Genomic DNA, 15400 nt, shown 5'->3' with positions numbered 1-15400 from the left:
ACGCCGACGACCGCACACGCTCCCCGGGTCGCCTACTCGCCTCCGCCAGCCTGTCGTAGACCCTCGGGGTCGGCCCTGAAGCTCCCGCTCCAGATCTTCCTCCCGAGGCCGTCGAGCAGGCACAGGACATGCACGTCCTTGTGCGTGTCGACGCCCGCGATGACCGTTTCGCCTTCCATTTTCGCTCCCCTCGGTCTGCCGCCTGCTCCGCGCCCGAGCCTCCCAGACATTGCACTGACGGGAGCGCTACAATCAAGTTGCCTTATCCGATTGTCCGCGCTCATGCTCCTATTAGGTCATGGCAGGACTCCGGGTCGCGGAAGCCGGGGCGAGACAGGTCGGATTTGAGGACGGCCGAAGAGGCGTCAGCAGGTCAGTGGGTCATCGTCCCGGCGTTCAGCATCAGGGTAGCGCTGCGACGCGGAAATCGCGCGCTGTTGACGCGCCCCCGCAGTGCCCGCTTCCCCCAAGGACAATTATCAGTGCAGGTAGAGCCCTTGCGCAAAAGCCATGTGCTCGCGACATCGCAAAAAGTCTACTCACTTAGTTGGCAACCGCACCAAACGGCCGGACAGAACGCCCATTTCCTGCATTTTCTCGCGCGCTGGCACCCCGCGCCGCCGCTACGCCATAATAGTTGGCGGACAATCGCGAGAGAAAGCAACCACATGGCACAGACCACGACAGATACCGCCGCCAGCACCGTCTCCGGCGCCGGCGCCGCCAGCTCATTCTCGGGCGGCACGGGAACCGAAGCCGAGTTTGGCTCGCTCGGCGCGCTCTCCCCCACCTGGTGGGAGCCCGAGGATGGTAGCGAGCCCGAACCATGGCTCACGCCCGATCAGGCCTTCGAACGCTTCTTTGAATGGACAAGCGACCGCGGTATTGAGCTGTGGGACCACCAGGAAGAGGCCCTCATGGATCTAGCCGCCGGTGACCATGTCATTTTGGGAACACCGACCGGATCGGGCAAGTCGCTTGTCGCGCTAGGCATGCTCTTTATGGGCATGGCACAGGGCAAGCGCTGTTATTACACGGCCCCCATCAAGGCTCTGGTCAGCGAAAAGTTTTTCGACCTTGTGCAGGTGCTCGGCCGCGATAACGTCGGCATGATCACCGGCGACACGCATATCAACACCAAGGCGCCCGTCATCTGCTGCACGGCAGAAATCCTTGCCAACGATGCACTGCGCGAGGGCGAGGGCGCCGACGTGGGCTGCGTCGCCATGGACGAGTTCCACTATTTTGCCGACCCCGACCGCGGCTGGGCCTGGCAGGTGCCGCTGCTCACCCTGCCTCACACGCAATTCATGCTCATGAGCGCCACGCTCGGCGATGTCACTGCCATCGCCGCCTCACTCGAGGAACACACCGGCGCTACCTGCGACTTGGTCGTCGATGCCCCACGCCCCGTGCCGCTGAGCTACGACTACGTGACGACCTCCCTCGAGGGCACCGTCGAGCTCGCGATGCGCGGCGGAGAGGCCCCGCTCTATATCGTGCACTTTAGCCAGGATGCCGCCCTTGCGACGGCACAGTCGCTCGCCAACTTTGGCATTGCCAGCAAGGAGCAGCGCGAGGCCATCAAGGAGGCGGCCAAGGGCACGAGCTTCTCGACGGCCTTCGGCAAGATCCTCAAGCGTTTGCTTGGCTGCGGCGTCGGCGTGCACCACGCCGGTATGCTGCCGCGTTATCGTCTGCTGGTCGAGCGTTTGGCGCAGCAGGGCCTGCTGCCCGTCATCTGCGGCACCGATACGCTCGGCGTCGGCATCAACGTACCCATCCACACCGTGGTGCTCACCGCGCTCACCAAGTTCGATGGCTACAAGATGCGTCGTCTGCGCGCCCGCGAGTTCCACCAGATTGCCGGTCGCGCCGGCCGCTCGGGCTTTGATACCGAGGGCATGGTGATTGCCGAGGCACCCGAGCACGAGATCGAGAACGCCAAGCTCATGGCCAAGGCGGGCGACGACCCCAAGAAGCTCCGCAAGATTAAAAAGAAGAAGGCCCCCGAGGGCTTTGTCACCTGGAACAAGCAGACCTTTGAGCGCCTGATCGAGACGCAGCCCGAAACGCTCAAGCCGCGCCTGCGCATCACACACTCCATGGTGATTAGCGTGGTCGAGCAGGGCGGCGACGCCCGCGCCCGCGTGCACGACCTCATCGAAACAAGCCTGCAGACCCCTGAGGAAAAGGCAAAGCTCGAGGTTCGTGCCGACGAGATCTTCGCCACGCTCATCGACTCCGGCGTCGTCGTGCGCACCGAGGTGCCGCCCGCACCCGACGCTCCAGCTGACGCCGCGCCGGACATCGACTATGCGCTAACGGTCGACCTGCCCGAGGATTTTGCGCTCGACCAGCCGCTCTCGCCGTTTTTGCTTGCCGCGCTGGAGCTGCTCGACCCCGAGAGTGAGACCTATACCATGGATCTGATCTCAATGGTCGAGGCTACGCTCGAGGATCCCAAGCAGGTGCTGCGCGCGCAGGAGCGCGCCGCGCGCGACCGCGCTATGGCCGAGATGAAAGCCGACGGCGTCGAATATGAGGAACGCTTGGAGCGCATCCAGGATGTCACCTACGAAAAGCCGCTCGAGGATTTGCTCGATGCCGCCTTCGACAAGTACTGCCAGGAAGTACCTTGGGCCAACGACTACCAGCTCTCGCCCAAGAGCGTCCTGCGCGACATGTTGGAGAGCGCGAGCGACTTTAAGGGCTATATCCAAAAGCTCGGCATCGCCCGCTCCGAGGGCATTCTGCTGCGCTACCTAGCCGAGGCCTACCGCTCCCTCGATCGCACCGTGCCCATTGAGAAGCGCGATGAGCGCTTGCGCGACATCATTTCGTGGCTCGGCTTTGTGGTACGCTCGGTCGACTCGAACCTGGTGGACGAGTGGGAGAACGCCGGCAACCCGGCGGCCCTCGACGCCGCGCCGCCGCAGGGCATCGACGAGGTCGTTGCGGACCGTCGCGGCTGCACGCTGCTGGTGCGCAACGCACTCTTCCGCCGCGTGACCCTTGCCGCCCGCGAGCACGTTCGCGACCTGGGCGAACTCGACGAGGACTGGGGCATGAGCGAGGTCCGCTGGCAAAAGGCGCTCGATGCCTACCATGAGCAGCACGAGGAAATCCTCACCGACGGAGATGCCCGCAGCGCCGCGATGTTTACCATCGACGGGAGCGACGAGAAGACCGATCACGTGTGGCACGTGCACCAGATTTTTGCCGACGAGGATGGCGACCACGACTTTGGCATCATGGGCGATGTCGACCTGGATGCCACGCAAGACGGCGGCGAGGTCATCTTCAAAAACTACCGCGTCGGCTTTATCGAGGACCTGCTCGAGGACTAGCCGTACATACTGGAACGAAGCGGGGCCGTTGGCAGTATCGCCAGCGGCCCCGCTTTTGCACTATACGCTATCCCCTACTCGGCATCCTCGACCTCATACGAATCCGCCTCGGCGGGCTCATCGTTTGCCCCTGTCGCAGCCCCGCGCGCCTCGTCAAACGCCGCCTTCATGGTCTTGTTGCCCCAGGTGAGCTTGCGAATGGTAAGATCGTCGGCCTTCTTGTTGGCTAGACGTAAATTGTTCTCGGAGGACAGTAATGCCTCCTTGGTTTTCTGCAGATGGCTAATCGTCTTGTCAATCTCCTCGATCGCCGTCTGGAACTTACGGCTCGCAAGCTCATAGTTGCGGCCGAAGTCGTTCTTGAACTTCTCCATCTTGGCCTCGAAGTTCGTGACGTCGATGTTCTGCTGCTTGTACTCCGCCAGCTCCTGCTTATAGCGCAGCGAACCCATGGCGGCGTTGCGCAGCAGCGTGATCATGGGAATGAAGAACTGCGGGCGGATCACGTACATCTTCTCATAGCGGTAACTCACGTCGACTATCCCTGCGTTATAGAGCTCGCTTTCGGGCTCGAGCAGTGTGCAGAGCACCGCGTACTCACAGCCTTTCTGGCGACGATCGTGATCGAGTTTCTTAAAGAAGTCCTCGTTTTTGTGCTTGGTCGCGGTCTCGTCGTTCTCGTTTTTCATCTCGAACATAATCGAAATGACCTCGTTACCGCTTGCGTCGCACTCGCGGAAGATAAAGTCGCCCTTGGTACCCTCGGACGCATCGTTATCTTTCTCGAAGTACGCGTTGGGAAACGCCGTCATGCGCAGACGGTTAAACTCGGTCTCGCAGTGCTGCTCGAGCGACTCGCCCACCATCTTGGTAGACAGGCGGACCTTCATGTCCTTAAGACGCTCAATCTCTTCATCCTTGTAGCGAATCAGGTCATCGCTCGCGCGCTTGGCCTGCGCAAGCTCGAGCTCGTGTGCTGCCTTGGCTTGCTCCTCGCGAGAATCGCGCACCGCCAGCTCGCTCGTCAGCTTGGCACGTGCCTCATCGCGCTCTCGTTCCGCCGCGGCGACCGCCTCTGACAGGTTCATTTTTGCCATCAGTTCCTGCTCGCGCAGCTGGGCACGCAGGCCCTCGGCCTCTTGCTCGGACTGAGCCTTTGCGGCGGAAAACTTCTCTTGCACCTTCGCGCGATAGTCAGCAAGCGCGCGCTCGGCCTCGCTGCGAGCGGCATCGAGCTCACGCTGCGACTCTGCCGCGGCAGCGGCAAGCGCCATCTCCTGGGCCTTGTCCGCCGCGGCAAGCCTGGCCTGCAGCTCGGCAATCTGAGCGTCGCGTGCAGCTAAATCGTTTTGAGCAGCGTTGCGCGCCGCCGACTCGGCAAGCTTTGCTTCGTCGTCCTTGCGTCCAAGCTGTGCACGCAGGCTGTCAATCTCACGCTGGAGCTCGGCGTTCTCCTTCTGAGCATCGGCGCGAGCCTCAACCGCCGCTCGCTGGCTTGCGCTCTCACGCTCCGCGGCAGCACCCTCGAGCTTGGCGCGCAGCTCGGCAAGCTCGGCATCGCGCCTGGCAACCTCCTGCGCCAGTTCCTGAGCCGCGGCGTTTTTCTGCTCAACGAGCTGAGCGTTGCGCTGAGACTCCGCCTCCTGCAGAGCAGCCGTCGAGCGCGAGCGCTCAAGCTCCAGTGCCTGCTCGCCCTCGCGCTGGACTGCCTTCACACGCTCATCCAGGTCGCGCGAAAACTCAGCATCGCGCACTTGTTTGACGATATCCGCATAGCCGGACGCATCGACCTTAAAAACTTCGCCGCAATGCGGGCACTTAATCTCGTTCATAGCAGCTCCTCGATGGACGCAAATTTCAACCGACTACACTCTACCGCGCCGCACGGACAAAAAAGGCGCCGCCGCCATAATGGCAACGGCGCCAAAACCACCACAAAGCCACCTGCCCCCCCTTGTGGTGGTTTGAGGGCTACAGCCTAAAGAAGCTAAGAATCTGATCGCGGCTTACGGGCTTGTAATCGTTGGCATCGAGACCGACATCGTAGCGAAAGATAGGGCGCTCGCGATCGCGGTTGCGTGCGTTGGCGCGGTCACCCCTGCTGTGGATATGCCCATGCAGCATAATGGCGCCACGTGCCTTGCCGTTCCAGCTGAGCATGGGGTAGTGGCTCATAACCAGACGATGGCCCTTGGCATAGCCGGGAGCAATCTCCAGGTAATCGCGCACGTTTTCCCAAATCTGCGGTACGTCGGAATCTTCCCAGTCGCCGTCATGGTTACCGCGGATGAGCGTCACGTTCTGGCATTCGATACGCTCGCGCAGGCGCACCGCCTCCGCCAGGGGCAAACGATAGGTAAAGTCACCCAGAATATAGAGGCGGTCGTCCGCAGCCACGCACTCATTGATGGCATCGATGACCTTGCGGTTCATCTCCTCGACCGAGTCAAACGGCCGGTCCATGTCGTGCAAGATATTCGTATCGCCCAGGTGCAGGTCGGCGGTAAACCACATCATCGTCTATGCCCTCATTTCGCAACGTGCTCAACTCGTGCTAAGTATACAGACGTAGCGATGCGGCGGTTATCCAAAGAGCCCGCCGAACAGTCCGCGGCGGCGCTTGTCTTGCTTTTTCGAAGCGTCACCCTGAGTTTTCTTGTCCTGCCGCATCTTACGGTCCTGTTCCAGCTCATCGTCATCGAGTAGCACATCCCACTCAAACGGATCATCTGCCAGATCAAACAGGTCATCGTCATCAAACATGGCAGCCTCCATTGCCGACTAGCGAGCATCCACCACGTAGAGCCCAACGCGCACCTGATGCCACGGGCTGCGCTCGGGGGCAACCTGTTGCACACGGGCCTCAAATACGTCCTCGTGGCCGTAATACATCATCAAGGACAGTGGGCCGACCTCGTTTCCCGGAACGTAGCCAAGTTTGGTCTTGCCATAGTAAATCGCAACTGCCTCGGGGTCATGGGGATTATCGCGCTCGGCACACAGCGTCAGTTTATCGCCCGCTTTAAGATCGCCTAGGACCAAAGCGCCATCGGCATACTGAAATCCTGCAATGTGAAATGACAGAAGAACACGTGAAGGCTCGTACATAGCAACTCCCCTAACGGCCAGATAAACCGGCGCTTAACCTTATTGAGAAGTCTACGAACTCGTGCGGACACAAATTCATCCTGCCTGCGCCTTTCGACCGTTTGTCGCTACGCCATCTGATTCTAATGCACAAACATGCGCACGAACTTGTGCTTCCAGCTTGCGTAAGGCGCATAGCGGAATGGCACGTCCAGCCAGGTTGCCTTGTTCACGATGCTCTTCTTGTGGCTAAACGTATCGAAGCTCTCACGTCCATGGTACTGCCCCATACCGCTCGCGCCCATGCCGCCAAAGCCCATATGGCTCGTGGCCAAATGCATAATCGTGTCGTTGACACAGCCGCCACCAAAGGGCACGTAACACACAAAACGCTGCTGAACTGCGCGATCCTGGCTAAAGATATACAGGGCCAGCGGCGTCGGACGATCCGTGATAAACGTCTCGGCCTCATCCAGGTCATCAAACGTCAGCACCGGTAAGATCGGGCCGAAAATCTCCTCCTGCATCACGGCGTCATCGGGGGTCACGCCGTCTAGGATCGTCGGCTCGATCTTGAGCGAAGCCTCGCGCGCGGCACCTCCAAGCACGACCTTATCGGGATCGATTAGCCCGCGTACACGCGCGAAATGCTTGGCGTTGACGATATGACCGTAGTCCTCGTTATCGAGCGGATGCTCGCCAAACATACGGCGGACCTCTTCCCTGATGAGGTCCAGCAGCTCGTCGTGCACGTGCGCATCGACCAGCAGGTAGTCGGGCGCCACGCAGGTCTGCCCCACGTTGAGCCATTTGCCAAAGGCGATACGCCGTGCCGCGACCTTCAAGTTTGCCGTCGCATCCACGATGCAGGGGCTCTTGCCGCCCAGCTCAAGCGTCACGGGCGTGAGGTTTTTACTCGCGCGCTCCATGACGAGCTTGCCGACCGGAACGCTACCGGTAAAGAAGATCTTGTCCCAGCACTCATCGAGCAACGCTTCGTTCTCGGCGCGCCCGCCCTCGACAACCGTCACCAGGCGCGGATCAAATGCCTCTTCACAGATTTGCTTGAGCACCGCGCTCGATGCCGGAGCATAGGCACTCGGCTTGATGACCACGGTATTGCCCGCGGCAAGGGCGCCGGCGAGCGGCTCGAGTGTTAGCAAAAACGGGTAGTTCCACGGAGCCATGATGAGCGTGACGCCATAGGGCACGGCTTGCGTTTTGCACGCGCTCACGGCGTTGGCAAGGTCACACGGACACAGGCGCGGACGACTCCATCGAGCCACGTGAGCGATCTGATGACGAATCTCGGAAAGCGACGTGCCGATCTCGCACATATATGCCTCGTCATGCGACTTTCCCAAATCGGTCTTGAGTGCATGGGCAATATCGGCCTCGTGCGCCCGTACCGCATCGCGTAAACTCACGAGCGCGCGACGTCGGGCATCAACATCAAACGTAGCGTGCGTTTTAAAGTAAGTGCGCTGATCGCCGACGATGCGCGCAATTTCCTCGGTGTTCATGGCACCCTCCTAGTTCTCGTCCTCAAACATACCACCCGCGACGACCTCGTACATACGCTCGAGCTCCAAGCGGTCCATCAAAAGCGGAACGGGGTACAGCGGATTGGCCTCGGCATCGGCATGCGCCGCCATCTCGGGAATGTCGGAGCGGCGAATGCCCGAGACATATTTGGGGATTCCCAGGATCTCGTTCATGCGGTCGACCCAATCGATAAAGGCCTCGGCCGCAAGACTATCCTGCGCGGTAGCCGGCGCAATGCCCGCCATGCGAGCAAGATCGGCAAGCTTGGGGGCGGCGGCGTCACCATAAGCGCGAAGCATGTGCGGCAGGATGATCGCGTTGGCCAAACCGTGCGGAATTCCGTATCGGCCGCCCAGACTGTGCGCGATGGCATGCACATATCCGACATAGGAGCGGGTAAACGCAACGCCCGCCTTATACGCCGCCGAAAGCATATTGCGACGAGCGCGTATGTCGTCACCATGCTCATAGGCCTCGAGCAAATTGTCGTGGATAAGCTGCACCGCCTGTCGCGCCATCTTGCGCGTATAGGGCGTGGTGCTTCGCCCGATAAAGGCCTCAACGGCATGCGTCAGGGCGTCCATGCCCGTCTGCCCCGTAATGGAAGCGGGCAGGCCGCACGTAAACTCGGGGTCGTGGACTGCAAAACGCGGGATGAGCACAAAGTCGTTAATGGGGTATTTGTAGTGCGTCCCGTCATCGGTAATTACCGCCGCAAGCGTGGCTTCGCTTCCCGTACCGGCGGTAGTGGGAACGGCGATGAGCAGCGGCAGGAGACGATGAATCCGCAGTAGGCCGCGCATCTTGTTGATGGGCTTGTTTGGCTGCGCAATGCGTGCGCCCACGCCCTTGGCGCAGTCCATGGCCGAGCCACCGCCAAAGCCGATAATGGCCTGGCAGGCGCTCTCTCGATACAGGGACGCCGCTTCTTCCACGTTTGAAACCGTGGGGTTTGCACGCGTTTCGGCATAGACCGTAACGCCAATCCCCCTGGATGCGAGCGCCGTCTCGAGCGGTGCCGTGAGCCCCAGACGGGCAATGCCGGGATCCGTCACGATAAGGACCTTCTGGATCGAGCGCTTTTGAAGCACCGCGGGCACATCCTCGGCATGCTCCAAAATGCGCGGCTCGGTATAGGGCAGGATCGGCAATGCAATGCGAAAAACCGTCTGATATGTTCGGCACCAGGCACGACGGGCTAGATGCATAAAGGAAACTCCTTCATTTGTTGATAGGTCAACATTTGCTCGCCCGATTGTACTCAGCGGCGGTCAAAGACGGCCTGCCAATCGTTAATCAATCAACATCTTCATATCTCAAAATTGTTTTATTAAAAATCATTCCTAATAGGCTTCACATTTGGTTGCATTTATGGATAATAGAACTCGTCAAGACGCACGTCCGGAGAGGGCCCTTACGGGACCGGACGAGCGCGCAATCGCCATCGATCGAAAGGATCGAATCATGAAGTTTGTTTGCCCCGTTTGCGGTTATGTGGAAGAGTTCGACGGCGACCAGCTGCCCGAGGATTTTAAGTGCCCCCAGTGCGGCGTTCCCGGTTCTCGTTTCCTGAAGCAGGAGGAGGGCCAGCTCGAGTGGGCCGCCGAGCACGTCGTGGGCGTCGCCAAGATGGAGGGTGTCTCTGAGGACATCGTTGCCGACCTGCGCGCCAACTTTGAGGGCGAGTGCTCCGAGGTCGGTATGTACCTGGCCATGGCTCGCGTCGCCCATCGCGAGGGTTATCCCGAGATCGGCCTGTACTGGGAGAAGGCTGCCCACGAGGAGGCCGAGCACGCCGCCAAGTTCGCTGAGCTCCTGGGCGAGGTCGTGACCGACTCTACCAAGAAGAACCTCGAGATGCGCGTTGAGGCCGAGAACGGCGCCACCGCCGGCAAGACCGATCTTGCTAAGCGCGCCAAGGCCGCTGGCCTCGATGCCATCCACGACACCGTGCACGAGATGGCTCGTGACGAGGCCCGCCACGGCAAGGCTTTCGCCGGCCTGCTTAAGCGCTACTTTGGCTAAGCCAACCGCTTGAGACATAACCTCTAGCTCGATGAGGCCCGGACCGTATTGGTTCGGGCCTTTTTCGTGCCTCACGAACTTGTTAACGCCCTGAAATAGGACCGCCTTCGGCATCGGCTTCTCGTCAAAAACTAAGTGAGTAGACTTTTTGGAACTTGCCGAGCACACCACCCATATTGCTTTATAAAGCCGCAGGTAAATGACTTGTTGCAAAACGGCTTGGTCGCCAAAGTGCCAAAAGTCTACTCACTTAGAACCGCAGCCGTCCACGATCGAGCCATTTTGTGTCTAGCGGGCATCTTTCCGTCGATTACTCCCAATTTTGTCCAGTCAACGAATAGTTCAGACCGGAGTAATGTCTCAGCCCTTTGCTCATCCGAGCTTTTATCACGATATTCAGCATCGAGCATCCTGCATATGGCCTTAACGATCGCGCGGAATCTATCCTCATCCGATATCTGTCTGTGTGTCAGGAGAAGCACATCGTAGCCCATGGCCTGAAGGGCCGTCATGCGGTCAGCGTCACGCAAGCCATCCCCTGCGCGTCCGTGCGAGGCCTTTCCCTGACATTCAATGGCCACCTGTCGCCTGCCGTCCGGCGAAGAAAGAAGTAGGTCGATATATACACGGGACTTTTCCACAATCGCTCGAGCACTTGTGTTTAGCATCACTTCAACATTAAGCTCTATGCCGCAAAAACCTTCGCCTCCCAGGGCTCGCGGCAGTCCAAGCAACAAATACGCCTCGACCTCAAAAGGCGACGCGGCACCCAATGGAACGAGTTGCGATACCGCCATAAATCTATTGCCGCAACGCATCCCGCAAACATCTGAACAAAAACGGTCAAGGTCTCCGCCCAAAACCAAAGCGTCTCGACGCCATAAATTTGAGGCGATGCCGTCCTCGGACGGGCAGCACACCCAACCGAACGTTGTCGAAATCGCGCCCGAATCAATTGCACGCGAAAGCTCCGCCTCAAGTGCCGCCGGCAGGGCACACACCGCAAACAAGCCACACATCTCCGCCAATACCAAAAGAAGCTGAAGATCCGTCAGATGCCGCGACATGATGAATGTCGTCAGTAGAGGAGATGTAACCAAAAACCCATGCTCCGTTTCCAGCACGGATTCCCTGGGGAGCTCGCCAAGAAACAGCCGCTGCCTAATGCTGGCAGGACAAGTCCGTTTGTTTCTCGTCCGAACCAATGTATACAACGGAAAACCGAGCGCGACCGCAGCCGTCGGGTTGCGGGCGAGATCATATCGCTGCCGGTCTTCTTCCGGTCGTGGAAGCGGCGGACACAAAGCGCGGACTTGAGGAGGCAAACGCCAGTACCTAAAAGCCGATATGTCACAAAGTAGATCCTTCATAGGCACAGGAAAACACGAATTTCAACCCAGTCAGTCACGCATTGGCGCGAACGCACCAAAAATGGCGCCGAACGGACTGCAAAGTTTTCAACAGCCCTCCCCAACTGGCCAAAAGCTTGCCAAGAGCTGGACGAAGCCCTGTTGAAAACCCCATTTTTTCTCATGCAGGAACTTTGCGCGGCAAGTGAGTAGACTTTTTTGAACATCCCGAGCAGGCCGGTCATCCTGCTTTTCAAAACCGCAGGTAGATAGCTTGTTACAAAACTTCCTGGTCGCCAAAGTGCTAAAAGTCTACTCACTTAGGTTGCAGAGTGCCCCCCATTAGCTGCAATTCCAAGGTAGTTAGCACTTTTGGACTCAGATCGTCATACTGGACAAGAATTTGAGTTGAGTTTTCAGGGACAGATGCGCCATCGGCACACCAATAACAGTCACTGATATCGACAAAAGGGATGCTCGAGCGCGCGAGAGCCTGCGCAAAAGAGCTTCCGCCCGTTCCACGCTCCGCAACCACGGTACAGTAAAGGCCCGCATCTGCCTGCTCGATCGAGACCTCCCCTGCCGGAAACGCTTTCCGCACAAGCGCCATCAGGCCATCACGCGCCTCACGAGCACGAACGCGCACGCGGTTCACATGCCGCTCGTAATCACCCGATTCCAGCAAACGAGCCAAAGCGACCTGGTCGACAGAACTCACCGACGAGGCATAGAAACCAAGGTTGCACCTAAACCGCTCCATCAGCTCATCGGGCAGCACCATGTACGCTAGACGCAACGCCGATGAAAGGCTCTTCGAAAACGTGTTGGTGTAGATAACCGACTGGGCGGCATCAATCGACGCGAGCGCGGGAATCGGCTTCCCGGCAAGGCGAAACTCACAATCAAAGTCATCTTCGATGAGATACCGACCTGGTCGCTCAGCGGCCCAGCTCAGAAGCGCATAGCGACGCGCAATGCTCGTCACAAGACCGGTCGGATACTGATGGGACGGCATCAGGTGAAGGACATCGGTCCCGCTTTTCTGCAGAGTGCTCAAGTCCACGCCCTCATCATCCAACGGGATATGTCGAACTTTGCAGCCCATAGCCTGATAGATACGCGTCAGACGCAAATAGCCCGGATCCTCAACCGCATACACCTTGTCCGCGCCAAGCAACTGAACCAACATGGTATCGAGCAGCTGGGCGCCCGCACCGATAACGATGTTGTTGGGGTCGACATTCATACCCCTTGTCCCGTGCAGATGGTGAGCAATTGCGCGTCGCAGCCGAGCAGTGCCCTGCGCCGGTGCGGGCGAAAAGATTTCGCGCTCGTCTTCGGATGCCAGCGTCGCCCGTAGCGCGCTTTGCCAAAGCCGCGCCGCCTCCAAAGCAGAAGGAGAAAGTGCGTCGAATTGCTCGACCCGCCCGCGGACATCATGCGCGCTGGGGTCCACAGAGACGGCATCTCGGTCGATGCCCTCCGCAGCCGAAGCCAAAACCGGTGCATCCGGAAGCTCGCAAGCGTAGTAGCCACGACGTGGTATTGAGCAAATATAGCCCTCAGCGAGTAACTGGCTATATGCATTCTCGATGGTAATAACACTGATTCCCAGATGACTGGCAAAGGCGCGCTTAGACGGCAAATGCTCCCCCGCCACAATGCGTCCAGCTACGATATCATCTCGAATTTGCTGGTAAACATACTCATAGAGCGATGCTTCGCCGCGTTTTTCCAAATTGTAGTCAAGCATGAGCCTATCACCTGACCTTATTAAGTCATTCAATCTGGTATTAGTCTGACCTTGTAATTATCTCGAAAACTGAGTATTTTGTCATACCCAGCTCCCCGATAGGATGTTCCGTCAAGCAATGCACATGCCAACCAAGGGAGCAACCATGGCAGAACAGAACAGCAAGGCCGACCGCGTCAAACTCAATCGCGAGCTCGCGCAGATGCTCAAGGGCGGCGTCATCATGGACGTTACCACGCCCGAGCAGGCACGCATCGCCGAGGAGGCAGGCGCCTGCGCCGTCATGGCCCTCGAGCGCATCCCGGCCGACATCCGTGCCGCAGGCGGCGTCTCGCGCATGAGCGACCCCAAGATGATCAAGGGCATCCAGGAGGCCGTCTCCATCCCCGTCATGGCCAAGTGCCGCATCGGTCACATCGTCGAGGCGCAGGTCCTGCAGGCCATCGAGATCGACTACATCGATGAGTCCGAGGTTCTCTCCCCTGCCGATGACGTCTATCACATCGACAAGACCCAGTTTGACGTGCCGTTTGTCTGCGGCGCCCGTGATCTGGGCGAGGCGCTGCGCCGTGTTGCCGAAGGCGCCACGATGATTCGCACCAAGGGTGAGCCGGGTACGGGCGACGTCGTTCAGGCCGTGCGTCACATGCGCAAGATCCAAAAGCAGATCCGTGACGTTGTTGCCCTGCGCAACGACGAGCTCTTTGAGGCAGCCAAGCAACTGCAGGTTCCGGTCGAGCTGGTGCGCGAGGTCCATGCCACGGGTAAGCTTCCCGTCGTGAACTTTGCCGCCGGCGGCGTAGCGACCCCCGCCGACGCCGCGCTGATGATGCAGCTGGGCGCCGAAGGCGTGTTTGTCGGCTCGGGCATCTTTAAGAGCGGCGACCCCGCCAAGCGCGCAGCCGCCATCGTCAAGGCCGTGGCAAACTTCACCGATGCCAAGCTCATTGCCGAGCTTTCAGAGGACCTGGGCGAGGCCATGGTGGGCATCAACGCCGACGAGATCGAGATTATCATGGAAGAGCGCGGGCGCTAGTCCAGCAGAAAGGATCGCACATGAGCGATTATGCAGACCAAACGGTCGCCGTGCTGGCGGTCCAAGGCGCATTTGCCGAGCACGAGGCAAGACTATCCGAGCTGGGCGCGCGCTGTATTGAGCTGAGGCAGGCGGCTGATTTAAAGCAGGACTTTGACCGTCTGGTACTTCCCGGCGGCGAGTCTACCGTTCAAGGGAAGCTGCTAGATGAGTTGGGCATGCTCGAGGAGCTTCGCACCCGCATTGTTGAAGGCATGCCCGTCCTGGGCACCTGCGCCGGCCTGATTCTGCTGGCTCACGACCTTGCCGCCCATGACGATAAGGGCACGCCGCGCCTGGCAACCATGGATGTGCTCGTTGAGCGCAATGCCTACGGCAGGCAGCTCGGCAGTTTTCGAACCAAGGGGCAGGTAGCTGGCATCGACGGTGAAGTGCCGCTGACGTTTATCCGCGCGCCCCGCATCGTCGAGGTCCACGGCGACGCAAAGGCCTTAGCGAAAGTCGACGGCCGTATCGTCGCCGCGCGCCAGGGCAACCAGCTCGGCGTAACCTTCCACCCCGAACTCGACGAAGACACCCGCCTCCAAGAACTGTTCCTACAAATGTAGGCAGAACAGAAACGAGAGTGGATAATCTCCCACTTTGAGCCTGAATGCGAGCCCAAACTGGGAGATTATCCACTCTCATGCTATGTAGTCGTTGGGGACGTTCTTGAATGACTAGTCAAACAAGAACGTCCATTACAGTCGAAATTGTCAGCCCGGGACCGTCTCGGGCTACGATTGAGGCGCGCCCAGAACGGGCCGCCGACCGGGCGCCCGCGCACGGCCGAACGTCCCTGCCCCCGAGAGGGCCTGTTGGGTGCTGCCGGCGCGGGACGCGCCGCCCCCGACGGCTGATAGGAAAGTGCCGGGCAGGCGCCGCGGCTGGTAATGTGAGTGCCGAGGGGGAGGCCATCCGGTCGAACGACTACCGGAAGGATACCACCGTGAAAGCGCCATCCACCAGACCCGCGGCCGTGCTCGGCCTGGACGTCGGCAAGTCGTCGCACTGGGCCTGCCTGATCGACCGCGACGGGGAGGTGCTGGCCAGCGCCCCCGTCCGCAACAGGGAGGCCGAGCTCGACGCGCTGTTCGCCTCCGCGCCCGCCGGCACGCTCGTCGTCGTCGACCAGTTCCGCAACATAGGGTCCCTCGCCGTGAGGCGGGCCCGCGCCGCGGGGCTCGGGGTCGCCCACCTGCCCGGGCTCGCCGCC

General features: G+C 59.8%; 14 protein-coding genes. 5 read left to right on the top strand and 9 right to left on the bottom strand.

The window, feature by feature from the left end; genetic code table 11:
* Positions 1-32 precede the first annotated feature (32 nt).
* Complete coding sequence (locus HMPREF9463_RS10875) at positions 33-179, bottom strand: IS110 family transposase (RefSeq protein ID WP_148334145.1); 147 nt, start codon at positions 177-179, stop codon at positions 33-35.
* Positions 180-668: 489 nt separating this feature from the next.
* Between HMPREF9463_RS10875 and HMPREF9463_RS03105 the strand changes: the two genes are divergently transcribed.
* A complete protein-coding gene (locus HMPREF9463_RS03105; protein ID WP_035137045.1) occupies positions 669-3350 on the top strand; it encodes a DEAD/DEAH box helicase in 2682 nt (893 codons plus the stop codon).
* Positions 3351-3424: 74 nt separating this feature from the next.
* Here HMPREF9463_RS03105 and HMPREF9463_RS03100 read toward each other — a convergent pair whose 3' ends face one another.
* From HMPREF9463_RS03100 to HMPREF9463_RS03075, 6 genes are all read right to left on the bottom strand, one after another.
* Positions 3425-5182 (bottom strand): DUF2130 domain-containing protein, encoded by a 1758-nt coding sequence (locus tag HMPREF9463_RS03100; RefSeq protein WP_035137044.1) that lies wholly within the window; start codon positions 5180-5182, stop codon positions 3425-3427.
* Between the two features lie 139 nt (positions 5183-5321).
* Positions 5322-5867: a metallophosphoesterase gene (locus tag HMPREF9463_RS03095; protein ID WP_035137043.1), complete on the bottom strand. Its 546-nt coding sequence runs from the start codon at positions 5865-5867 to the stop codon at positions 5322-5324.
* 66 nt (positions 5868-5933) lie between these two features.
* Positions 5934-6113 (bottom strand): hypothetical protein, encoded by a 180-nt coding sequence (locus HMPREF9463_RS03090; RefSeq protein ID WP_035137042.1) that lies wholly within the window; start codon positions 6111-6113, stop codon positions 5934-5936.
* Positions 6114-6131: 18 nt separating this feature from the next.
* Positions 6132-6458 (bottom strand): HIRAN domain-containing protein, encoded by a 327-nt coding sequence (locus tag HMPREF9463_RS03085; RefSeq protein WP_035137041.1) that lies wholly within the window; start codon positions 6456-6458, stop codon positions 6132-6134.
* A 122-nt stretch (positions 6459-6580) separates the two neighbouring features.
* Positions 6581-7960 carry an aldehyde dehydrogenase gene (locus HMPREF9463_RS03080; RefSeq protein ID WP_052044042.1) on the bottom strand — a complete coding sequence of 460 codons (1380 nt, stop codon included), beginning with the start codon at positions 7958-7960 and terminating at the stop codon, positions 6581-6583.
* Positions 7961-7969: 9 nt separating this feature from the next.
* The gene (locus HMPREF9463_RS03075; RefSeq protein ID WP_035137040.1) at positions 7970-9190 is read right to left on the bottom strand and encodes an iron-containing alcohol dehydrogenase; all 1221 of its coding nucleotides are present in this window, start codon (positions 9188-9190) and stop codon (positions 7970-7972) included.
* 253 nt (positions 9191-9443) lie between these two features.
* On the opposite strand from HMPREF9463_RS03075, the gene HMPREF9463_RS03070 reads away from it, so the two are divergent.
* Positions 9444-10007, top strand: a complete 564-nt coding sequence (locus HMPREF9463_RS03070) for a ferritin family protein (protein ID WP_070097113.1) — start codon at positions 9444-9446, stop codon at positions 10005-10007.
* A 242-nt stretch (positions 10008-10249) separates the two neighbouring features.
* Here HMPREF9463_RS03070 and HMPREF9463_RS03065 read toward each other — a convergent pair whose 3' ends face one another.
* On the bottom strand, positions 10250-11131 hold the full coding sequence (locus HMPREF9463_RS03065) for a hypothetical protein (RefSeq protein WP_148334144.1): 882 nt from the start codon (positions 11129-11131) through the stop codon (positions 10250-10252).
* Positions 11132-11672: 541 nt separating this feature from the next.
* Positions 11673-13109, bottom strand: coding sequence for a MocR-like pyridoxine biosynthesis transcription factor PdxR (locus HMPREF9463_RS03060; RefSeq protein WP_052044041.1), 1437 nt, complete (start codon positions 13107-13109; stop codon positions 11673-11675).
* Positions 13110-13254: 145 nt separating this feature from the next.
* Between HMPREF9463_RS03060 and pdxS the strand changes: the two genes are divergently transcribed.
* The 3 genes from pdxS to HMPREF9463_RS10870 all read left to right on the top strand — a co-directional run.
* Complete coding sequence (gene pdxS / locus HMPREF9463_RS03055) at positions 13255-14145, top strand: pyridoxal 5'-phosphate synthase lyase subunit PdxS (RefSeq protein ID WP_035137036.1); 891 nt, start codon at positions 13255-13257, stop codon at positions 14143-14145.
* Between the two features lie 20 nt (positions 14146-14165).
* Complete coding sequence (gene pdxT, locus HMPREF9463_RS03050; RefSeq protein WP_035137035.1) at positions 14166-14753, top strand: pyridoxal 5'-phosphate synthase glutaminase subunit PdxT; 588 nt, start codon at positions 14166-14168, stop codon at positions 14751-14753.
* Positions 14754-15133: 380 nt separating this feature from the next.
* A partial coding sequence (locus HMPREF9463_RS10870; protein ID WP_148334157.1) for an IS110 family transposase occupies positions 15134-15400 on the top strand: 267 nt, incomplete at its 3' end.

The sequence above is a fragment of the Collinsella sp. 4_8_47FAA genome, from assembly GCF_000763055.1.
In the GTDB taxonomy this organism is placed as follows: domain Bacteria; phylum Actinomycetota; class Coriobacteriia; order Coriobacteriales; family Coriobacteriaceae; genus Collinsella.
Note: the sequence above shows the minus strand (reverse complement) of the source record. Positions and strands in the feature narration are given on the sequence as shown.

Excerpts from the sequence above, each read along its gene's own strand:
- HMPREF9463_RS03095 (WP_035137043.1), bottom strand. The coding sequence starts at position 5,867 with ATGATGTGGTTTACCGCCGACCTGCACCTGGGCGATACGAATATCTTG.
- HMPREF9463_RS03080 (WP_052044042.1), bottom strand. The coding sequence starts at position 7,960 with ATGAACACCGAGGAAATTGCGCGCATCGTCGGCGATCAGCGCACTTAC.
- HMPREF9463_RS03060 (WP_052044041.1), bottom strand. The coding sequence starts at position 13,109 with ATGCTTGACTACAATTTGGAAAAACGCGGCGAAGCATCGCTCTATGAG.
- pdxS (WP_035137036.1), top strand. The coding sequence starts at position 13,255 with ATGGCAGAACAGAACAGCAAGGCCGACCGCGTCAAACTCAATCGCGAG.
- HMPREF9463_RS03105 (WP_035137045.1), top strand. The coding sequence starts at position 669 with ATGGCACAGACCACGACAGATACCGCCGCCAGCACCGTCTCCGGCGCC.
- HMPREF9463_RS03075 (WP_035137040.1), bottom strand. The coding sequence starts at position 9,190 with ATGCATCTAGCCCGTCGTGCCTGGTGCCGAACATATCAGACGGTTTTT.
- HMPREF9463_RS10875 (WP_148334145.1), bottom strand. The coding sequence starts at position 179 with ATGGAAGGCGAAACGGTCATCGCGGGCGTCGACACGCACAAGGACGTG.
- pdxT (WP_035137035.1), top strand. The coding sequence starts at position 14,166 with ATGAGCGATTATGCAGACCAAACGGTCGCCGTGCTGGCGGTCCAAGGC.
- HMPREF9463_RS03100 (WP_035137044.1), bottom strand. The coding sequence starts at position 5,182 with ATGAACGAGATTAAGTGCCCGCATTGCGGCGAAGTTTTTAAGGTCGAT.
- HMPREF9463_RS03085 (WP_035137041.1), bottom strand. The coding sequence starts at position 6,458 with ATGTACGAGCCTTCACGTGTTCTTCTGTCATTTCACATTGCAGGATTT.
- HMPREF9463_RS03090 (WP_035137042.1), bottom strand. The coding sequence starts at position 6,113 with ATGTTTGATGACGATGACCTGTTTGATCTGGCAGATGATCCGTTTGAG.